The sequence below is a fragment of the Micromonospora sp. NPDC000668 genome, assembly GCF_042897975.1.
Taxonomy (GTDB): domain Bacteria; phylum Actinomycetota; class Actinomycetes; order Mycobacteriales; family Micromonosporaceae; genus Micromonospora.
The window spans coordinates 223,424-240,178 of sequence record NZ_JBIAYP010000006.1 but is presented as its reverse complement, the minus strand read 5'-3'; the positions used below and the strand labels follow the sequence as shown (position 1 = coordinate 240,178).

General features: G+C 73.6%; 18 protein-coding genes. 11 read left to right on the top strand and 7 right to left on the bottom strand.

Going from position 1 to position 16,755, the window contains the following annotated elements:
- Positions 1 to 6: 6 nt before the first annotated feature.
- Positions 7 to 1,329 carry a M20/M25/M40 family metallo-hydrolase gene (locus ACFY29_RS28580; RefSeq protein ID WP_386991167.1) on the bottom strand — a complete coding sequence of 441 codons (1,323 nt, stop codon included), beginning with the start codon at positions 1,327 to 1,329 and terminating at the stop codon, positions 7 to 9.
- A gap of 174 nt (positions 1,330 to 1,503) precedes the next feature.
- Between ACFY29_RS28580 and ACFY29_RS28575 the strand changes: the two genes are divergently transcribed.
- The 3 genes from ACFY29_RS28575 (at position 1,504) to ACFY29_RS28565 (ending at position 3,480) form a co-directional block, all read left to right on the top strand.
- Positions 1,504 to 2,106, top strand: a complete 603-nt coding sequence (locus ACFY29_RS28575; RefSeq protein WP_386991165.1) for a hemerythrin domain-containing protein — start codon at positions 1,504 to 1,506, stop codon at positions 2,104 to 2,106.
- Positions 2,107 to 2,191: 85 nt separating this feature from the next.
- A complete protein-coding gene (locus tag ACFY29_RS28570) occupies positions 2,192 to 3,163 on the top strand; it encodes a LysR family transcriptional regulator (RefSeq protein WP_386991163.1) in 972 nt (323 codons plus the stop codon).
- 71 nt (positions 3,164 to 3,234) lie between these two features.
- On the top strand, positions 3,235 to 3,480 hold the full coding sequence (locus ACFY29_RS28565) for a hypothetical protein (RefSeq protein WP_328416986.1): 246 nt from the start codon (positions 3,235 to 3,237) through the stop codon (positions 3,478 to 3,480).
- 53 nt (positions 3,481 to 3,533) lie between these two features.
- Here the strand turns inward: ACFY29_RS28565 and ACFY29_RS28560 are convergent, their stop codons facing one another.
- Positions 3,534 to 3,884 (bottom strand): DUF3140 domain-containing protein, encoded by a 351-nt coding sequence (locus ACFY29_RS28560; protein ID WP_328416988.1) that lies wholly within the window; start codon positions 3,882 to 3,884, stop codon positions 3,534 to 3,536.
- Between the two features lie 208 nt (positions 3,885 to 4,092).
- A complete protein-coding gene (locus tag ACFY29_RS28555; RefSeq protein WP_386991161.1) occupies positions 4,093 to 6,645 on the bottom strand; it encodes an ATP-dependent Clp protease ATP-binding subunit in 2,553 nt (850 codons plus the stop codon).
- A gap of 141 nt (positions 6,646 to 6,786) precedes the next feature.
- Between ACFY29_RS28555 and ACFY29_RS28550 the strand changes: the two genes are divergently transcribed.
- The 5 genes from ACFY29_RS28550 (at position 6,787) to ACFY29_RS28530 (ending at position 11,957) form a co-directional block, all read left to right on the top strand.
- A complete protein-coding gene (locus tag ACFY29_RS28550; protein ID WP_386991160.1) occupies positions 6,787 to 7,179 on the top strand; it encodes a hypothetical protein in 393 nt (130 codons plus the stop codon).
- A 152-nt stretch (positions 7,180 to 7,331) separates the two neighbouring features.
- The gene (locus ACFY29_RS28545; RefSeq protein WP_130400840.1) at positions 7,332 to 7,592 is read left to right on the top strand and encodes a hypothetical protein; all 261 of its coding nucleotides are present in this window, start codon (positions 7,332 to 7,334) and stop codon (positions 7,590 to 7,592) included.
- 6 nt (positions 7,593 to 7,598) lie between these two features.
- Entirely contained in the window at positions 7,599 to 8,627 is a 1,029-nt protein-coding gene (locus tag ACFY29_RS28540; protein ID WP_386991157.1) for a hypothetical protein, read from the top strand.
- Entirely contained in the window at positions 8,620 to 11,295 is a 2,676-nt protein-coding gene (locus ACFY29_RS28535) for an FtsK/SpoIIIE domain-containing protein (protein ID WP_386991155.1), read from the top strand. The genes ACFY29_RS28540 and ACFY29_RS28535 overlap by 8 nt, the downstream gene beginning before the upstream one ends.
- Positions 11,292 to 11,957 carry a hypothetical protein gene (locus tag ACFY29_RS28530; protein ID WP_386991153.1) on the top strand — a complete coding sequence of 222 codons (666 nt, stop codon included), beginning with the start codon at positions 11,292 to 11,294 and terminating at the stop codon, positions 11,955 to 11,957. The genes ACFY29_RS28535 and ACFY29_RS28530 overlap by 4 nt, the downstream gene beginning before the upstream one ends.
- A gap of 102 nt (positions 11,958 to 12,059) precedes the next feature.
- On the opposite strand, the gene ACFY29_RS28525 is transcribed toward ACFY29_RS28530, so the two are convergent.
- Together ACFY29_RS28525 and ACFY29_RS28520 are read right to left on the bottom strand one after the other, a co-directional pair.
- A complete protein-coding gene (locus ACFY29_RS28525; RefSeq protein ID WP_386991151.1) occupies positions 12,060 to 13,334 on the bottom strand; it encodes a cupin domain-containing protein in 1,275 nt (424 codons plus the stop codon).
- A gap of 9 nt (positions 13,335 to 13,343) precedes the next feature.
- The gene (locus ACFY29_RS28520; protein WP_328417002.1) at positions 13,344 to 13,649 is read right to left on the bottom strand and encodes a hypothetical protein; all 306 of its coding nucleotides are present in this window, start codon (positions 13,647 to 13,649) and stop codon (positions 13,344 to 13,346) included.
- A 156-nt stretch (positions 13,650 to 13,805) separates the two neighbouring features.
- On the opposite strand from ACFY29_RS28520, the gene ACFY29_RS28515 reads away from it, so the two are divergent.
- Entirely contained in the window at positions 13,806 to 14,594 is a 789-nt protein-coding gene (locus ACFY29_RS28515; protein WP_386991148.1) for a DUF72 domain-containing protein, read from the top strand.
- 34 nt (positions 14,595 to 14,628) lie between these two features.
- On the opposite strand, the gene ACFY29_RS28510 is transcribed toward ACFY29_RS28515, so the two are convergent.
- Entirely contained in the window at positions 14,629 to 15,057 is a 429-nt protein-coding gene (locus ACFY29_RS28510; protein WP_328417005.1) for a DUF2267 domain-containing protein, read from the bottom strand.
- Positions 15,058 to 15,377: 320 nt separating this feature from the next.
- Between ACFY29_RS28510 and ACFY29_RS28505 the strand changes: the two genes are divergently transcribed.
- Both ACFY29_RS28505 and ACFY29_RS28500 read left to right on the top strand, forming a co-directional pair.
- A complete protein-coding gene (locus ACFY29_RS28505) occupies positions 15,378 to 15,578 on the top strand; it encodes a hypothetical protein (protein ID WP_386991146.1) in 201 nt (66 codons plus the stop codon).
- The gene (locus ACFY29_RS28500) at positions 15,566 to 15,850 is read left to right on the top strand and encodes a hypothetical protein (RefSeq protein ID WP_386991144.1); all 285 of its coding nucleotides are present in this window, start codon (positions 15,566 to 15,568) and stop codon (positions 15,848 to 15,850) included. The genes ACFY29_RS28505 and ACFY29_RS28500 overlap by 13 nt, the downstream gene beginning before the upstream one ends.
- A gap of 22 nt (positions 15,851 to 15,872) precedes the next feature.
- Here the strand turns inward: ACFY29_RS28500 and ACFY29_RS28495 are convergent, their stop codons facing one another.
- Positions 15,873 to 16,745: a DUF72 domain-containing protein gene (locus tag ACFY29_RS28495; protein ID WP_355607811.1), complete on the bottom strand. Its 873-nt coding sequence runs from the start codon at positions 16,743 to 16,745 to the stop codon at positions 15,873 to 15,875.
- Positions 16,746 to 16,755: the final 10 nt, after the last annotated feature.

Sequence of the window (16,755 nt, the reverse complement as noted above, 5' to 3'; positions counted from 1 at the left end):
ACGCGGCTAGCAGGTGCGGAGGAACCGGTCGAGCACCCGCACGCCGAACTGTAGTCCGTCCACCGGAACCCGCTCGTCGATGCCATGGAACAACGCGGAGAAGTTCAGATCGGCGGGCAGTCGCAGCGGGGCGAACCCGAAACAGCGGATGCCGAGCTGGGAGAACGCCTTGGCGTCGGTGCCACCGGAGAGCATGTACGGCACCGGCCGCGCTCCCGGGTCCTCGGCCCGCAGCGCCGCCGACATGGCCTCGACCAGATCGCCGTCGAAGGTCGTCTCCAGCGCCGGCTGCCGCTGGACGTACTCGATGGCGATGTCCGGGCCGACCAGCTCGCGCAGCTGCCGCTCCAGCAGCTCCGACTGGCCGGGCAGGCTGCGGCAGTCGATGGTGGCGGTGGCCCGGCCGGGAATGACGTTGTCCTTGTAGCCGGCGTTCAACCGGGTCGGGTTGGCCGTGTTGCGGATGGTCGCGCCGATGATGTTGGCGATCGGGCCGAGCTTGGCGATCGCCGCCTCCGGGTCCTCCGGGTCCAGCTCGACGCCGAGCACGTCGGAGACCTCCTCCAGGAAGGCCCGTACGGTGTCGGTGACCACCACCGGGAAGCGGTGCCGGCCGATCCGGGCCACGGCCTCGGCCAGGGCGGTGACGGCGTTGTCGTCGTGCATCATCGAGCCGTGCCCGGGGCGGCCCTTGGCGTGCAGCCGCAGCCAGTCGATGCCCTTCTCGGCCGTCTCGATGAGGTAGAGCCGCTGGCTTTCGTCGACCGAGTAGGAGAAGCCGCCGACCTCGCCGATCGCCTCGGTGCAGCCGTCGAAGAGGCCACGGTGGTTATCCACCAGGAAGCGTGCGCCGTAGTCGCTGCCCGCCTCCTCGTCGGCCGTGTACGCCAGCACGATGTCGCGCGTGGGCCGGACGCCGGTGCGCTGCCAGTGCCGCACCACCGCGAGCACCATTGCGTCGAAGTCCTTCATGTCGATCGCGCCCCGGCCCCACAGGTAGCCGTCGCGCAGCTCGCCGGAGAACGGGTGCACCGACCACTCGTCGGCGTCGGCGGGCACCACGTCCAGGTGCCCGTGCACCAGCAGCGCTCCCCGGCTCGGGTCGGTGCCGGGGATGCGGGCCACCACGTTCGCCCGGCCCGGAGCGGACTCGTGCAGCACGGACTCCACGCCAACCTCGGCGAGCTTCTCCGCCACGTACTCGGCCGCGCGGCGCTCGCCGACGCTGGTGTCGTTGTCCCCGGTGTTGGTGGTGTCGATGCGCAGCAGGTCGCGGCAGAGGTCCACGACCTCGGCGGTGGGGTCCGGTCGGGGGGAGTCGCTCGTCATCGCCTCTTCATACCAGCCCCACCGGGTCGGCGGGCCGGCGCACCGGCGCGGCGGACCCGGGCATCCAGACCGGCGGATGCGGGTGACGGTTTCGCGGGTCGCGGGATCGGGTACCGCCGCCGACGACCGCACGTTGCCTGCCGGAGCTTCCGCCCGCCAGTCGAGGAGGGCACCATGTCCGCCGTTCCCCTGCCGCCACTGCCGCCCACGCCCGAGGAGGGCTACCGGCCCGGTGGGCGCAGCATCGCCGACATCGTGGACCGGGAGCACCAGCAACTGCTGGCGCTGCTGGCCCAGTTGAACGGCCCCGACGCCACGCCGCAGGAGGGGCTGCCCGTGCTCACCGCCGCGCTGTCGCGGCACCTCTCCGCCGAGGAGCAGTACCTGCTGCCGGCGGTGCGGTCCGCGCTGCCCGACGTAGCCGAGCGGGTGGACGCCGCGATCAACGCCGACGCCGCGCTGTTGGCCACCCTCAAGGGGTTGACCGACGAGACGCTGACCGAGGTCGCCGCGCGGGTCCGCCGGCACGTCGAGGGCGTGGGCGGTCTCGTTGCCGAGCTGCGCGCGGTGGCCACCGAGGAGGAGCTGATCCGGCTGGGCAACCGGCTGGAGATCGCCGAGGAGGCGGCGCCGACCCGGCCCCACCCGGGCACCCCGGCCACCCCGCCGTGGAACCGGATCGTCGAGCCGGCGGTCGGGGTGGTGGACAAAGTCCTCGACGCGGTGACCCGGCGACCGACGTACCTGGCGGACCTGCCGGAGCCACCTCGCGACTGAGGCGCGGCGACACCAGCCATATATTCAATCTCACCGATCCGCCCGGACCCTTCCGCCGGCTGCGGCGTGGTCCTACCGTCACCGTATGAACCTGGAGCTGCGACACCTGCGGGTGGTCTGCGCGATCGCGGAGACGGGGAGCGTGACCAAGGCGGCGTCGGCGCTCGGCCTGGCCCAGCCGGCGCTCACCGCCCAGCTCCAGCGAATCGAGCGGACACTGGGCGGGCCACTGTTCGACCGGGACCGGCGCGGTGCCCGGCCCACCGCGCTCGGTGAGCTGGTGCTGGCCCGCGCCCGGGTGCTGCTACCGGCGATGAAGGGCCTGCAGGAAGAGGCGGCCCGACTGGCCGGTGCCGGCGAGGCGCCCCGCTGGTACCGGTTCGGCGGGGTGAACAGCCCGATCCTGGGGCGGTTGGTGCACCGACTGGCCGCCGTGCAGCCACCCGCGCAGATCACCACGTACGCCTCCTGGTCGGTGGACGAGTTGGCGCAACTGGTGGCCGGCGGCCGGCTGGACTTCGCGCTCACCGGGGTGTGCGGCGACGCCGTCCCGTCGGCCGAGTCCGGGCTGAGCTGGCGGGAGGTGGCCGTCGACCCCGTGCTGGTGCTCCTGCCGGAGACCCACCCGCTCGCGGAGCGCGACGAGGTGCGCCTGGTGGACCTGCGCCACGAGCAGTGGGTGGCCGCGCCGGGCGACGGCTGTTTCGGCGACTGCTTCGCCGCCGCCTGCGCCCGTGCCGGCTTCACCCCCCGCAAGCTGTACGAGACCGACGTGCGCGGCTGCGTCGACCTGGTGGACGCCGGCGAGGCGGTGGCGCTCTGCCAGGCGACGTTCCGCCCGGTGGCGGGGCTGGTCACCCGCCGGCTGGCCGGGATACCGCTGCGCTGGCGGCTGCTGCTGGGCTGGCACCCGGACTCCCCCGCCGCCCAGGGCGCCGAGCTGGTGCTGGAGACGGCCAAGGCGGCGTACACCGACTCGCTGGCCCCGCATCCCGCCTACCTGGCCTGGCAGCTGCGCAATCCCGGGTTCGGCGTCCGGCAGCCCAGCGGGGTCTGACCTGGGTGGGCAGGCGGTAATGGGCCGGCCGGTGGCGGTGCGAACCGCCGTTGGCCGGGTATCTGGCGGATATGACCGACCTCTACCCGCCAGCCGACGACCGGGAGCTGCTCCGCCAGGCGGCCGCCGCGCACACCGCCGCCACCCGCGAGGTGGAGGCGTTCCTGCGCCGGCTGCCGGAGGTGCCCGACCCGGCCGACGTCACCGAGTACGCCAACCTGCTCAGCCGGGAGGACCGGACCCGCGGCGAGCGGGACGCCGCCGCCGACGCGGCCGGGCTGACCATCAGCAGCATGGAGCCCGACCAGGGCCAATAGCTTGACGCGACGGTGCCGTCCCTGCGTGGGGACGGCACCGTCGGCGTGGCCGGTCAGCGTTCGACGAGGGGGTCGTGGCCCAGGTCGAGCAGGGAGTGCCGCCAGTCGTCGTCGGCGTTGCCGCGCGGTGGCTTCGCGTCCATCAGGCCGCGGATCCGGTCGATCGCCTCCCGCATCACCTCGATGTCCTCCGGTGTGAGGTCGACCTTGCGCTTGTTCAGCACCTTGAGGATCTCCCGACCCGGCTGTGGCAGGTCGAGGTCCGGGTTCGACCCGAACGACTCCTCGCCGGAACCCCGGGTCAGCAGCCAGGTGCGCAGCTGCTCCGACGGAACGTTGACCTCGGCGTGGAAGTCCTCCCAGAGAACTTCCACCTCGGGGTCGAGCCGAGCCTCGCGTACCATCAGGTCTCCTCTCCGGGCGGCGGCCCGGACGTCTCCGGGTCGTTCTGGTCGGTCTTCGGGTGCAGGCCCTCGGCCGGCACCCGCGTCCTTCTGGGGTTCGCGGTGGGCGGCGCCAGGATCGGGTCGGGATGGTCCTCCTCGTCCCGGGGTTCCGCGGACTCCGCGGGCTCGCGCGGTTTTTCGGGTTCCGGTCGCCGCGCCGCCCCGCTCATCGCGGGTGCGAGGTCGTGGCGGCGGTGTACCCCCGCTCGCCCGCGGTCACGTCGAAGGTGAGCTGGCCGTCGCGAGCGTCCACGATGACCTTCTGCCCGGGTGAGATCGCCGACTCCAGCAGCATCCGCGAAAGGTGGTTGTCCACCTCCCGCTGGATCACCCGGCGCAGCGGGCGGGCACCGAACTCCGGCTGGTAGCCGTGCTCGGCGAGCCAGTCGATGCCGGCGGCGGAGAACTCCACCTGGATGTCCTGGGCGTGCAGCCGGCGGCGGGTCTCCTCCAGCAGCAGTCCGGTGATCTGGCGTAGCTGCTCGGCCTCCAGCCGGCGGAAGATGATGACCTCGTCGATGCGGTTGAGGAATTCCGGCCGGAAGTTCTCCTGCAGGCGGCGCATCAGCCGCTCGCGCAGTTCGTCGCTCTCCTGCTCGCTGCCGGGCGCGCCGGTGCCGAACCCGACGCTGCGCTGGCTGCCCGTGATCAGCTCGGAGCCGAGGTTGCTCGTCATGATCAGTACGGTGTTCTTGAAGTTCACCGTGCGGCCCTGACTGTCGGTCAGCCGCCCGTCGTCGAGCACCTGGAGCAGGATGTTGAACACGTCGGGGTGGGCCTTCTCGATCTCGTCGAGCAGCACCACCGCGTACGGGCGGCGGCGCACCGCCTCGGTGAGCTGGCCGGCCTCCTCGTAGCCGACGTACCCGGGTGGGGCGCCGACCAGCCGGCTGACCGTGTGCCGCTCCTGGAACTCGCTCATGTCCACCCGGACCATCCGGTCCGCCTCGCCGAACAACGCCTCGGCCAGGGCGCGGCCCAGCTCGGTCTTGCCCACACCGGTCGGGCCGAGGAACAGGAAGCTGCCCATCGGCCGCTCCGGGTCGGCCAGGCCGGCACGGGAGCGGCGGACGGCCTCGGCGACCGCGGTGACCGCGTCGTCCTGGCCGATCACCTTCTTGTGCAGGTGCCCCTCCAGGCGGAGCAGCCGGTCCCGTTCCTCCTCGGTGAGCTGGCTGACCGGGATGCCGGTGGCCCGGGAGACCACCTCCGCGATCTCCTGCGGACCCACCTCGGGCACCTGGGAGGTGCCGCCGTCGTCGCCGTTCGCGCGGCGCACCTGCTCCTCCAGCTCGGCGATCCGGTCGCGCAACGTCGAGGCCCGCTCGTACTGCTCGTCGGAGACGGCCTGTTCCTTGTCCCGGCGTACCTCGTCGAGTTGCTGCTCCAGCTCCCGCACGTCGGAGGCGGGGGTGCGGGTGCGCAGCCGGACCCGGGCGCCGGCCTGGTCGATGAGGTCGATGGCCTTGTCCGGCAGGAACCGGTCGGTGACGTACCGGTCGGAGAGCTCGGCGGCGGCGACCAGCGCCTCGTCGCTGAACCGCACCTGGTGGTGCGCCTCGTACCGGTCGCGCAGCCCGCGCAGGATGGCGATCGTGTCGTCGACGCTCGGCTCGGGCACCAGCACCGGCTGGAAGCGCCGGGCCAGCGCGGCGTCCTTCTCGATGCTCTTGCGGTACTCGTCCAGCGTGGTCGCGCCGATCACCCGCAGCTCGCCGCGGGCCAGCGCCGGTTTGAGCATGTTGGACGCGTCCATCCCGCCCTCGCTGCCGGCGCCGCCGGCCCCGACCAGGGTGTGGATCTCGTCCATGAAGATGATCAGCTCGTCCCGGTGCGCTCGGATCTCGTCGATCACCTTCTTCAGGCGCTCCTCGAAGTCGCCCCGGTAGCGGGTCCCGGCGACCAGGCCGGCCAGGTCGAGTTGGACCACCCGTTTGCCGAGCAGGGTCTGCGGCACGTCCCCGTCGCAGATCCGCTCGGCCAGGCCCTCCACGATGGCGGTCTTGCCCACGCCGGCCTCACCGATCAGCACCGGATTGTTCTTGGTTCGTCGGGAGAGGATCTCCACGGCCTGCTCGATCTCGTCGGCACGCCCGATCACCGGGTCGATCTGGTCGGCGCGGGCCAGGTCGGTGAGGTCCTGCCCGTACTGGTCCAGGGTGGGGGTGCCGCGGTCAGGCTTCGGCCCGGTCATCGGCCCGCGCTCGGCGTTGGCGGCCTGCAACGACTCGGGCTGGATCCGGCCGGCGGCCAGCATCCGCCCGGCCGGCGACTCCGGGTTGAGCGGCAGCGCCATCAGGATGTGCTCGGGACCGATGTAGTTGGCGCCCATCGCCCGGGACAGCTGGTGGGCGTCCAGCAGCGCCCGCTTGGCCGCCGGGGTCAACGACAGGTTGGGCGGCACCTCTCCGCGCGGCGCGCCGTCGCCCCGCCCACCGAGCGCGTTGAGCAGGGTGTCCGGGTCGGCGCCGGCCCGGCGAACGAGGTCGCGCAGGGGTTCGCGTTGCAACGCCGCCCAGAGCAGATGGTCGGTGTCCAGGTCGCTGCTCTGCCGTTGCGCGGCCCGCCGAGCCGCGTCGGCGAGCATCTCCCGGGCATCGGCCGTCATCAGCCGGGTGATGTCGACCCGGTGCGCAGGTCGGCGTCCTCCCTCACCCCGCCCGAAATACCGGGCCAGGAATTCATCCCACGGGTCGGAGCCGAAGTCACCGGGTCCCATTGTGTCTCCTCCGCAGTTGGGCGCGGCACGGTCGCCAGGGGCTACCCGGCGCTCGCCCTGACAAACGCCGCACGTGGGCGGCGCACCGACGTTGTGGAGTGGCGGCGGGACTGCGCTGGCCGGTAGTGGGAGGCTGGCGGCATGAATGAAACCCCGTTGCTGATCGTGGACGGCGCCAACGTCGTGGGCTCCCGCCCGAACGGGTGGTGGCGGGACCGGGCCGGGGCCGCCGCCCGGCTGCGCGACTCCCTCGCGTCGGTGGCCAGCACCGGGCTGCCGGCCCGGTTGGCCGCCCCGATCGAGGTGGTGCTGGTCCTTGAGGGGGCCGCGCGGGACGTGCCGGGCACCGACGGCGTCCGGGTGGTCTCCGCCGCCGGGTCGGGGGACGACAGCGTGGTCGAGCTGGTGGAGGCCGCCCCGCAGCGCCGCCGGCTGGTGGTCACCGCCGACCGGGAGCTGCGCGACCGGGTCACCGCCCTGGGCGCCGAGGTGTACGGCCCCCGGTGGCTACGCGACGCACCCGCCACGAGTTGACAAACTCTCGCACTGGGACTCCCACAGAACGGACTCCCGGCGCTTCCAGGTGACAACCGGACAGCCGGGCAGGAACACCGACAGGGCGGATGTTCTCCCACGGACGCCGATAGGCTCTAATGGAGACCTCCCCGCCCCCAGGAGGTTCCGCCGTGGCGAGCGTCGCCGAGCTGAAGGCTGCCATCGATGTCGCCCTCCAACAGATCGGGGACGGGCAGACAGCCGTGCAGGCAGCCGGCGAAAAGCTGTCCGAGGCGCAGCAGACCCTGGCCGGCGCGCTGGAGGGCAGCGGGCACGAGACGGTGGAGGCGGCCCAGGCGTCGCTGACCCAGGCCAGCCAGGAGCTGGAGGAGTGTCTCGCCGCGACACTGGTCGCGGTGGAGCAGGCGCAGCTCTACGTCGCCACCCTGTAGGCCGCCGTGTCCATCATCGAGGACGTCGGTGGGCAGGTCCGGGCCGCCAGCGAGGAGTTTCCGGTGGGCCTGCTCGGGCAGGCGCTGGAGAAGTTCGGCCTGGCGGCCGAGCGGCTGCGCTGGGTACGGCAGGAGTCGGCCAACCCGATGGGGGTGCCGGAGCTGTCCGCCGCCACCGAGCACGCCGAGAGCGCCGGTTACGCGCTGCGGGTGGCGCAGGAGCAGCTGTCGGCGTACCTGACCGCGATCGGGCTGGGCGCGGACGGTGCCCCGGCGCCCCGCCCGCAGCCGCGCGAGCCCCGACACGACACGCCGCCGGCGGGCGGCCCGACCACCGTCGCTCCGGAGCCCGCCGAGCAGGTCCGGCTGCGCCGCTGGTGGTCGGTGCGGGTGGCGGAGCTGACCGGAGGGCGTGACAGCGGCACCGACGAGCCCGACGAACGGCTGGACGATTCCCAGGAGCTGCTGCGCCGGGTCGTGCGCGGGGTACGCGCCGGCGACCGGAACCGGCTGCGCACCGAACTGCGCCGCGCCCCGGCCGACGTGGGGCTGGGGATGGCGGCACTGACGCCGCCGCTGCTGCGCGAGCTGGCCGGTGAGCTGCTGGGGCACCCGCCGCGCGCCACCGACCTCGGCCGGCTGCGCGGGGAGCTGGACGGGCGGGTCCGCGACCTGCTGCCCGGGCTGCCGCCGCCGGTGCTGGAGACGCTGCTGACCCGGGTGTGCCGGATGCCGCCGCCGCGCGACTCCGGCCAGCCGGCGCATGCCGCGGACTCGGCGGTGACCGCCGGGGTGGCGACCGGGCTGCTGCTCGCCCGGCTGGGCCGCGACCTGCCCACCACCAGCCCGCAGCCCACCGCCGACCCGCAGCCGGCCACCGTCGGGCAGTCCGGTGGCGCGGAGCAGCGCCCCGGCGGGGCGGTACGGCAGCCCGGCGGTGTCGGCCGGCAGCGCTCCGGTGCGCTGCCGCCACGCGCCGGCAGCCCGTGGCGGGACGCGCCGGCACCGCAGCGCCGCCGGGGCTCCGATGGCTGACCGGCGCGGCCAACTGGCCGCCCGGGTCCGGGACTCTCTCGCCGAGGCGTTGGGCGCCACCCGTACCCGGCTGTCCGCGGCGCAGGCCGAGCTGACCGCCGGGCGGGAGCGGCTGGCCCGGGTCCGTCGGGCGGCTGCCGCCGTACCGGAGCGGGTGGGCGGCCAACGGGACCGTCGGCTGGCCGAGATCGACGCCCGGCACTCCACCCGGATCGCCGAACTGGCCCGCCAGGCCGCCGACGCCGCCCGCCGGGAGGCACCCGGCTGCGCCGGCGCCGACTGGCCGGGGTGGACGCCGACGCCGACCAGACGCGCCGAGCCGCCCGGCGCGCTGCGGATCGGCACAGTCCGGATCGACGACGTCGACCCGGTGCCCGCGCTGGTGCCGCTGCTCGACGCCGGGCACGTGCACCTCTCCGGGGACGACCGCACCGGCTGCGACGCGGTGGTCTCCGCGCTGCTGCTGCGGGCCGTCGGCCGCGCCGACCCGGGCGCGGTCCGGCTGATCGGGTACGACCCGGAGCACCTCGGCGGCGGCCTGGCCGGGTTCGCCCCGCTGGGCACCGCCGGGTTGCTGACCTTCGTCGGCCCGGGCGGGCTCGGCCCGCTGCTGGACGACCTGGTCGAGCAGATCCGCCGCATCAACGAGACCGTGCTGGCCGGCGAGCACGGTTCGCTGCGGGAGCTGGCCGCGGCGACCGGCCGCCGACCCGAGCCGTGGCGGGTGGCCGTGCTGCTCGGCGGCGACGAGCTGAACCGGCACGAGCGCGGGCAACTGGAGCGGGTGGTGCGGGCCGGCGCGGCCTGCGGGGTGCACCTGGTGGTCCGGGGCGTGCCGCTGCCGGAGGATCCGACGGTGACCCGGGTGGTGGCCGAGGCGTCCGGCGCGTGGGTCGGCGGCCCGTCCGGCCTGCCGGTCCGGCTGGACCCGCCACCGCCGGCGACACTGGTCACCGAGACCTGCCGGGAGACCGCCGCCCGGGTGAACGCCGGCCCGCCGCCGACGCCGTTCGCCGACCTGCTGCCGCCACCGGAGCTGATGTGGCGGGAGGACTCCTCCGGCGGGCTGTCCGCCCCGATCGGCGAGGGGCCACAGGGCCGGCCGGTGCGGCTGACGCTGGGCGACTACCCGCCGCACGCGCTGATCGGTGGGCCGTCCGGCACCGGCAAGACCAACCTGATCTTCGCCTGGATCGGCGCGCTGGCAGCCCGCTACTCCCCCGCCGAGCTGGAGTTCTACCTGCTGGACTTCAAGGAGGGCGTGTCCTTCGCCCGGTTCGCGCAGGGCCGACGCGACCCGAGCTGGCTGCCGCACATGCGGCTGGTCGGGATCAACGTCAACACCGACCGGGAGTTCGGGCTGGCCCTGCTGCGCTTCCTCGCCGACGAGCTGCGCCGGCGGGCCGACGCGGCCAAGAAGCACGAGGTGACCAAGCTGGCCGAGCTACGCGCGGTCGACCCGACCGGCCACTGGCCACGGATCGTCGCGGTGGTCGACGAGTTCCAGATGCTGCTGGCCGGCCGGGACGTGGTCGCCCGGGAGGCGGCCGACCTGCTGGAGGACCTGGCCCGGCGGGGCCGGTCGCAGGGCATCCACCTGGTGCTGGCCTCGCAGGACGTGCGGGGCATCGAGGCGCTGTGGGGTCGCCCGGCGCTGGTCGCCCAGTTCACCCTGCGGATCGCACTGCCCAAGGCGTTGCGGATCCTCGCCGAGCGTAACGACGCGGCGCAGTCGCTGCCCCGCTGGCACGCGGTGGTCAACGCCGAGTCGGGCATGGTGGAGGGCAACGAGATCGCCCGAATCCCGTCGGCCAGCGACTGGGAGACGTGGAGCGGTTTGCAGAACCGCCTGTGGCGGATGCGTCCCCCGGACGCGGCGCCGGCCCGGCTCTTCGACGGCGACGCGATTCCCCGGCTGGTGGAGGCCCCGGACTTCCGGGCGCTCACCGCGCCGCCGGACGGGACCGCCCCGCGCAGCCCGGTGGCCCTGCTCGGCGAGATCATCGACGTGCAGGCCCGCTCGGCGGTGCTACGGCTGCCACGCGCTCCCGGGCGCAACCTCGCGGTGCTGGGCACCCGGGTGGACGAGGCGTGCGCGGTGCTGGACGCGGCCGCTCGATCGCTGGCCCGCCAGCACCCGCCGGGGACGGCCCGGTTCTCCATCGCCTGCCTGGACTCCGACGCCGACCCGATGGCCCGAGCGCTCTACGACGACCTGGCCGACGACGCCGCCTGGTACGACGAGGAAACCGTCGGCGAGCTGATGGCCGAGACAGCCGACGGGCTGACCGGCCCAGGCAGCCCGCACTACCTGCTGCTGTTCGCGGTCGACGCGGCGGCCGGCGCGCTGGCCGCACGGTCGGGCGGGCGGACCGGCCTGGAGCAGCTGCGCCGGATCCTGCACGACGGCCCGGAACGGCGGACCCACGTGCTGGCCTGGTGGCGGGGGGTGGCCCGGATGCGCGCCGACCTGGGCGGGCCGGCCGCCCGCACCGACCAGATCGGCGCCTGGGTGGCGCTGGACGCGCACGGCGGCGAGCTGGGCGCATCGCTCTACCCGGGCACCGGCGGCCCGGACTGGTATCCCCGCCCGTGGCGAGGGCTCTTCTTCGACCGGGCGGTGCACCGCACCGGACAGGTGGTCATCCCCTATGGACCGTCCCGATGAACCAACCGGTGGCCAGTGAGACGTACGCGGCGCAGCTGCGGCGGCTGGCGGAGCTGACCGCCCGGGTGCGCGAGCAGCGCGCCGAGGCGCACACCTGGTACGACCGGCAGTGTGCAGCCGCCGACCGCGCCGTCGCCGACGCCGTCGAACAGGTCCAGCGGGCCGAGGAGGAGTTGGTCGCCGCCCGGGAGGAGCAGGAACGGGTGGACGCCGAGGTGGCGCACCTGTGGCAGCAGCTACGCGAACGGCTCGGCGCCGGCGCCCGCCGCCTCGGCGGCCCGCCCGCCCCGGCCAACGGCGGGGCCACCAACCCGGCGCTGCTGCTCAGCCGAGCCCGTGGCCTGCTCGACCGGGCCGGGCAACCGGGCGAGCTGCCGGGTTCGGTGAACCCTCTGCTGGCGCTCTGCGGGGTGGCCGGCGCCGTGCTGGCGTACGCGCTGGGTGCCGGCGCCCGGGCGCTCGGCGTCGGGTACGGCGGCGATCTGGCGGTCGGGATGCCGGTGCTGGCGCTGGTGGTGACCCTGATCGGGCCTCTGGTCGGCGTGGTGCCGGCCCGGGTGCTGGCCGACCGCCGGCACGCGGTGCTCGGGCCCCGGCCGATCACCGTGGTGATCGGCGCAGGCCTGCTCACCACCGCGCTGCTGCTGATCCTCGGCCGCTGATCCGACGTTGGGCGGTTCCCGGGGCAGCCGCCACCCGACACTGCGACCGGCACGCTGTGTCGGGCACGTTCACCCGCCACGCCGCCGAATCGCGACAGTTGGTCAGGCCGGGACCAGGACGGCCTCGCGCAGCAGCCGACGGGCCAGGGTGACCCGGTCAGCGTCGTCGGGCAGCCCGGGCAGGTCGCCGACGCGCGTGGCCACGCCGGTGAGCAGCGCGCGGGCCGCCGGCTCGCAGTCGGCGGGCAAAGTGATTGTGCGGTCGAACAGCCGCAGTGCCACCGTGTCGGGCCCGTGTGGCACGAGCTGCCAGCGCAGGCCCGGGCGCGGCGTGAGCCGGGAGTCGGCGTCCAGTGCGGCCAGCGCGCCGGCCTGGGCGAGCGGCCGGATCGGCGCCGGTCGGGCAGCCGGCCAGGAACGCTGGCGTAGCCGCGCCGCGACGGCGACCGGATCGGCGCGCAGCAGCCAGTCCCGCAGTGCCTCCACGGTCTCGGTCAGCTCCGGCTCGATGGCGTCGGGGTCGGCGACGTCGGTGCCGAACGGCAGGCTGGCCCGCAGTCGCTGGTCCTCGGCGGCCAGCGCGAGCAGCTCCTCGACCAGGGCGTAGCGGGTCAGTGCCCGGATGCCCACGGTCAGGTGCAGCGAGCTGGCGTCCTGCGCCTGCGCGCTGTGCAGCCAGCCGCGCGGCAGATAGAGGGCGTCGCCGGGGGCGAGCACCACGTCGAGCGCGGCGGGACCCTGCGCGGTGGCCCCGACCTCGTCGGCGCGTCCGCCCCAGGGCTGCTTCTCCAGTGGGTCGGGCAACACCGGCGGGTGGATCCGCCAGTGCTTGCGGCCGTCGACCTGGAGCACGAACACGTCGTGGGTGTCGTAGTGGGTGGCGAAGCCCTGACTGCCCGCCGGGGTGAGGTAGGCGTTGATCTGCAGCGGTTGGCTCAGCGCGAGGCCCAGGTCGCGGGCGAAGTCGACCAGCGGCGGCCAGATCCGGTGCAGGCCCTGCAGCACCAGGGTCGCGCCGCTGGCGTACTGCTCCAGGACCCGCTCGTCGAGCACCTGGTCGCCGATCTCGGCCCCGGCGCCGCCGCCGCCGGTCCAGTGCGCCGCCGGGACCAACTGCCCGTCCTTGGCGACGCGCAGGAACGGGGTACGCAGACCGCGCCGGCTGAGCAGTTCGTCGGCGTCGGCGAGGCTGAACAGGTCGGTGAAGCCGGCCGTATCGGGCAGCTCGGCGGCGCGGGACAGCAGCGGCGTGTGGCCCCAGTGCGCGGCGGCGAACTTGGCCGGTTCGACCGAGACGCAGCGGGCCAGCGCCGCGGCGGCGGTCACGGACGGAACCGCCGGGCGGTGGTGGCCGCCCGGCGGGTCGAGGTGCGTCACGACGGTGCCTTACCGGGCGCTGCCGTCAGCGCCACCGTCCTGCTGACCAGGGGTCGCACCGCCGTCGGCGGGACCCTCCGCGCTACCATCCGCGCCACCGTCCTGCTGGCCAGGGGTCGCACCGCCGTCGGCGGGACCCTCGGCGCTACCGTCCGCGCCACCGTCGTGCTGACCAGGGGTCGCACCGCCGTCGGCGGGACCCTCCGCGCTACCATCCGCGCCACCGTCGTGCTGACCAGGCGTCGCACCGCCGTCGGCCGGGCCCTCCAGACCGCCGCCGCCAGTGGTCTGCATGTCGTCATCGTTGAGTGCCATTGGTACTCCCTCGGATGTGCCGCCCCGCCGTACGCCGGGGTCCGTCGTGCAGCGGGTGGTACCCCACTCGCGATCTTCTCTAACCCCACCGTAGACGTCGAACCGGGGCGACACGGGCGGTTCGCCGGCGGCGGGGGTCGGTGCCAGGATGGAGGGGTGATCCTGGTGGGCACGTCCGGCTGGCAGTACCGGGACTGGCGGGGCCACTTCTATCCGGAGCGGCTTCCGCAGCGACTCTGGCTGGAGCACTTCGCGACCGGGTTCGCCACCGTAGAGGTCAACAACGCCTTCTACCGGTTGCCCGAGCGGGACACCTTCGCCGCCTGGCGGGCTCGGACACCGGCGGATTTCTGCGTGGCGGTGAAGATGAGCCGCTACCTGACCCACATCAAGCGGCTGTGTGACCCGGCCGAGCCGGTGGCCCGGTTCCTGGGCCGGGCCACCGCGCTCGGTGACCGGCTCGGCCCGGTGCTGCTGCAACTGCCACCGAACCTGCGGGCGGACGTCGACGCGCTCGACGCGACGTTACGGCTGTTCCCGGCCGAGGTGCGAGTGGCGGTCGAGCCACGGCACGCGTCCTGGTGGACAGACGCCACCCGGGCGGTGCTGGAACGCCGGCGCGCGGCGCTGGTCTGGGCGGACCGGCTGGGTCGCCCGGTCGCCCCGCTCTGGCGCACCACCGACTTCGGCTACCTGCGGCTGCACGAGGGGCGGGCTCGGCCCTGGCCCCGGTACGGCCGCACCGCGCTCGGCTCCTGGGTACGCCGGCTGGCCGATGTCTTCGACGCGGATGAGCCGGCGTACGTCTATTTCAACAACGACCCGGGCGGCGCCGCCATTGTGGATGCCGTCGCCTTCGCCGCGCTGGCCCGTCGGGCCGGCCACCCGGTGTCCCGGGTGCCGTCCGCGGCGCCGCGACCCGGCGGCGACCCGACCGACGGCTGAGCCCGCCCGACGGCTGTCGGGCGGGCTCACGGCGTCAGGGCATCATCCTGGCCAGGTCCTTGGGCATGGTGTCCTTCACGTCCTGCCACTCGCCCTGGGTGACGTGCCGGCGCAGCGTGTCCAACACCACCTGGGTCACCCGCTCCGGGCCGCCCTCCACGTCGTACGGGAAGCCCTGGCGGACCTCGTAGAGGAAGTCGTCCCGGTTGAGCTTGATCGGGACGTCCGAGGGGTTCCAGCCGTCGAAGTAGATCCCCCGGACCAGCACCGGCAACTGCTGGGCGAACTCCACGCTCTCGTTGACCGGCAACCGGTCACGCAGCAGGTGCAGCACCGTGCGCAGCGCAGCGTACGACTGGTTGCGTTGGTCCTTCGGCCAGCCATAGGCGCTCTCGATGTCCTTGAGAATCAGGTTCGTCTTGTCCAGCGAGGAGTCGAATGCCGAGATCATCTGCTCAGCCATCGGTCGACCCCCGTTCCGCGGTGTCCCACCGTCGTTCGTCGTTGCGACGCGGTGGCCCCACCGGCCCTCGTCGGGCCCGCACCGGGCTGCCCTGCGGCGCGCGCCGGGCGTTGTCGGCCGTACCGACCACGTGCAGGACGGCACCACGCCGTCTATCCGCCACCAGTCGAACCGTCATCCCCGTCACCTCCGTGTCGTCTCCGGCGACAGCCACCCTTCGGCGGCCGTACCCACCGCGTCCACTCTCCCTGCGGGTCGGGTGACCCGGCCCCACCCCAATCGGGTGAGTCGACCCTGGTTAGCCCGGCGATAATGCGCGGATGTTCTACGGGGACCTCACAGCGTACGAGTACCTGGCCGAAGACGAGTTCACGGACAGGGAGTCCGGCTTCCGCAGCCTCAGCTTCCGCCCTTCGTACTTGCGACTGAACGTCGGGTGGCTGGAGGCCGGTAGGCCGTACCGGGTGGGCCCGGTCCCGGCGGTGTTCGTCAAGAAGCTGGGCGAGCCGTGCAGTCGATGAACGTCTGCCTGGGGATGCATGAGTGCGATCTGTGCCCGCCGGACGAGATCCACGACGGGAACGGGGAAGTCCGTATCCCGGGGGCAGCTGGCGTCGCTTACGCCGCTCCCTTCCTGATCAGTCACTACGTCGCCGCGCATCACTACCAGCCGCCTGCGGTCTTCATCGACGCTGTCCTGGCTGTGGACCTTGACGCTTGGGCGACCGCCCGCTGGCCCGACGTCCCCTTCCCGTGGATACCGGACGACGCGGAGCGTCTGGAGATCGAGTAGGGGGCGGCCGCCCTGGCGACGGTCAATCGGCGTCGAGCAGCCCGGTCAGGGTCTTGGCGTTGGTCTGGGCGTAGTCGCGGTAGCAGTTGTTCATGAGCACGTGGGTCTGCCCGGCCTCGTCGGCCAGCTCGCGCAGCTTCGGCGCCCAGTCGGCCAACTCCCGCTTGGAGTAGTGGTAGCCGAACTTCTCGTGGATGTCCTTGCTGGTCCACTTGTCGCTGTGGCCGTGGAAGCGCACCACCGCGAGGTCCGCGGTGGCGGCCAGCACCGGGGGCAGCGACGAGCGGTGGCCCTGCGGCATGTCCACGCAGACGTACGGGAGCCGGTGTTGCCGCAGGAAGGCCAGTGTCTCGTCGGCGTTGGCGCCGTCGAACCAGGAGGCGTGCCGGAACTCGTAGGCCGGTCGCAGCGGCGCGCAGCGCTTCGCCACCTCCAGCAGGTACTGCTTGTTGTCCCGCTTGATGGTGAACCAGGGCGGGAACTGGAACAGCAGGGCGCCCAGCTTGCCCGCCTCGACCAGCGGGTCCAGCGCGGACAGGAAGCGCGTCCACACCTCCTCGTACGCCTGCGCGGGCAGGTCGTCGGGGTAGACGTTCTTCTTGTCAGTCTCCGGACGCAGGTCCTTGTAGAGCGCGCTGACCCGGGTGGGATGCCCGGTGAGCAGGCTGAACGCCTTGATGTTGAAGGTGAAGCCGGCCGGGGTGCGCTCGGCCCAGAGCCGCGCGGTCGCCTCGGCGGGCGGCGCGTAGTAGGTGGCGTCCACTTCGACCAGCGGAAACTGCCGGGCGTAGTAGACCAGCCGCTTCTCCGGGTTGTCGGCGGTCTGCGGATACCACCCCGAGTCCAGCAGCGTGCGGTCGGTCCAGGACGCGGTGCCCACGAGAATGTCACCCATGGGTGGAGTC

Bases quoted from the DNA above. Each gene is read 5' to 3' on its own strand.
- ACFY29_RS28570 (WP_386991163.1), top strand. From the start codon at position 2,192: ATGAACCTGGAGCTGCGACACCTGCGGGTGGTCTGCGCGATCGCGGAG.
- ACFY29_RS28555 (WP_386991161.1), bottom strand. From the start codon at position 6,645: ATGGGACCCGGTGACTTCGGCTCCGACCCGTGGGATGAATTCCTGGCC.
- ACFY29_RS28575 (WP_386991165.1), top strand. From the start codon at position 1,504: ATGTCCGCCGTTCCCCTGCCGCCACTGCCGCCCACGCCCGAGGAGGGC.
- ACFY29_RS28535 (WP_386991155.1), top strand. From the start codon at position 8,620: ATGGCTGACCGGCGCGGCCAACTGGCCGCCCGGGTCCGGGACTCTCTC.
- ACFY29_RS28495 (WP_355607811.1), bottom strand. From the start codon at position 16,745: ATGGGTGACATTCTCGTGGGCACCGCGTCCTGGACCGACCGCACGCTG.
- ACFY29_RS28530 (WP_386991153.1), top strand. From the start codon at position 11,292: ATGAACCAACCGGTGGCCAGTGAGACGTACGCGGCGCAGCTGCGGCGG.
- ACFY29_RS28565 (WP_328416986.1), top strand. From the start codon at position 3,235: ATGACCGACCTCTACCCGCCAGCCGACGACCGGGAGCTGCTCCGCCAG.
- ACFY29_RS28510 (WP_328417005.1), bottom strand. From the start codon at position 15,057: ATGGCTGAGCAGATGATCTCGGCATTCGACTCCTCGCTGGACAAGACG.
- ACFY29_RS28560 (WP_328416988.1), bottom strand. From the start codon at position 3,884: ATGGTACGCGAGGCTCGGCTCGACCCCGAGGTGGAAGTTCTCTGGGAG.
- ACFY29_RS28520 (WP_328417002.1), bottom strand. From the start codon at position 13,649: ATGGCACTCAACGATGACGACATGCAGACCACTGGCGGCGGCGGTCTG.
- ACFY29_RS28550 (WP_386991160.1), top strand. From the start codon at position 6,787: ATGAATGAAACCCCGTTGCTGATCGTGGACGGCGCCAACGTCGTGGGC.
- ACFY29_RS28505 (WP_386991146.1), top strand. From the start codon at position 15,378: ATGTTCTACGGGGACCTCACAGCGTACGAGTACCTGGCCGAAGACGAG.
- ACFY29_RS28580 (WP_386991167.1), bottom strand. From the start codon at position 1,329: ATGACGAGCGACTCCCCCCGACCGGACCCCACCGCCGAGGTCGTGGAC.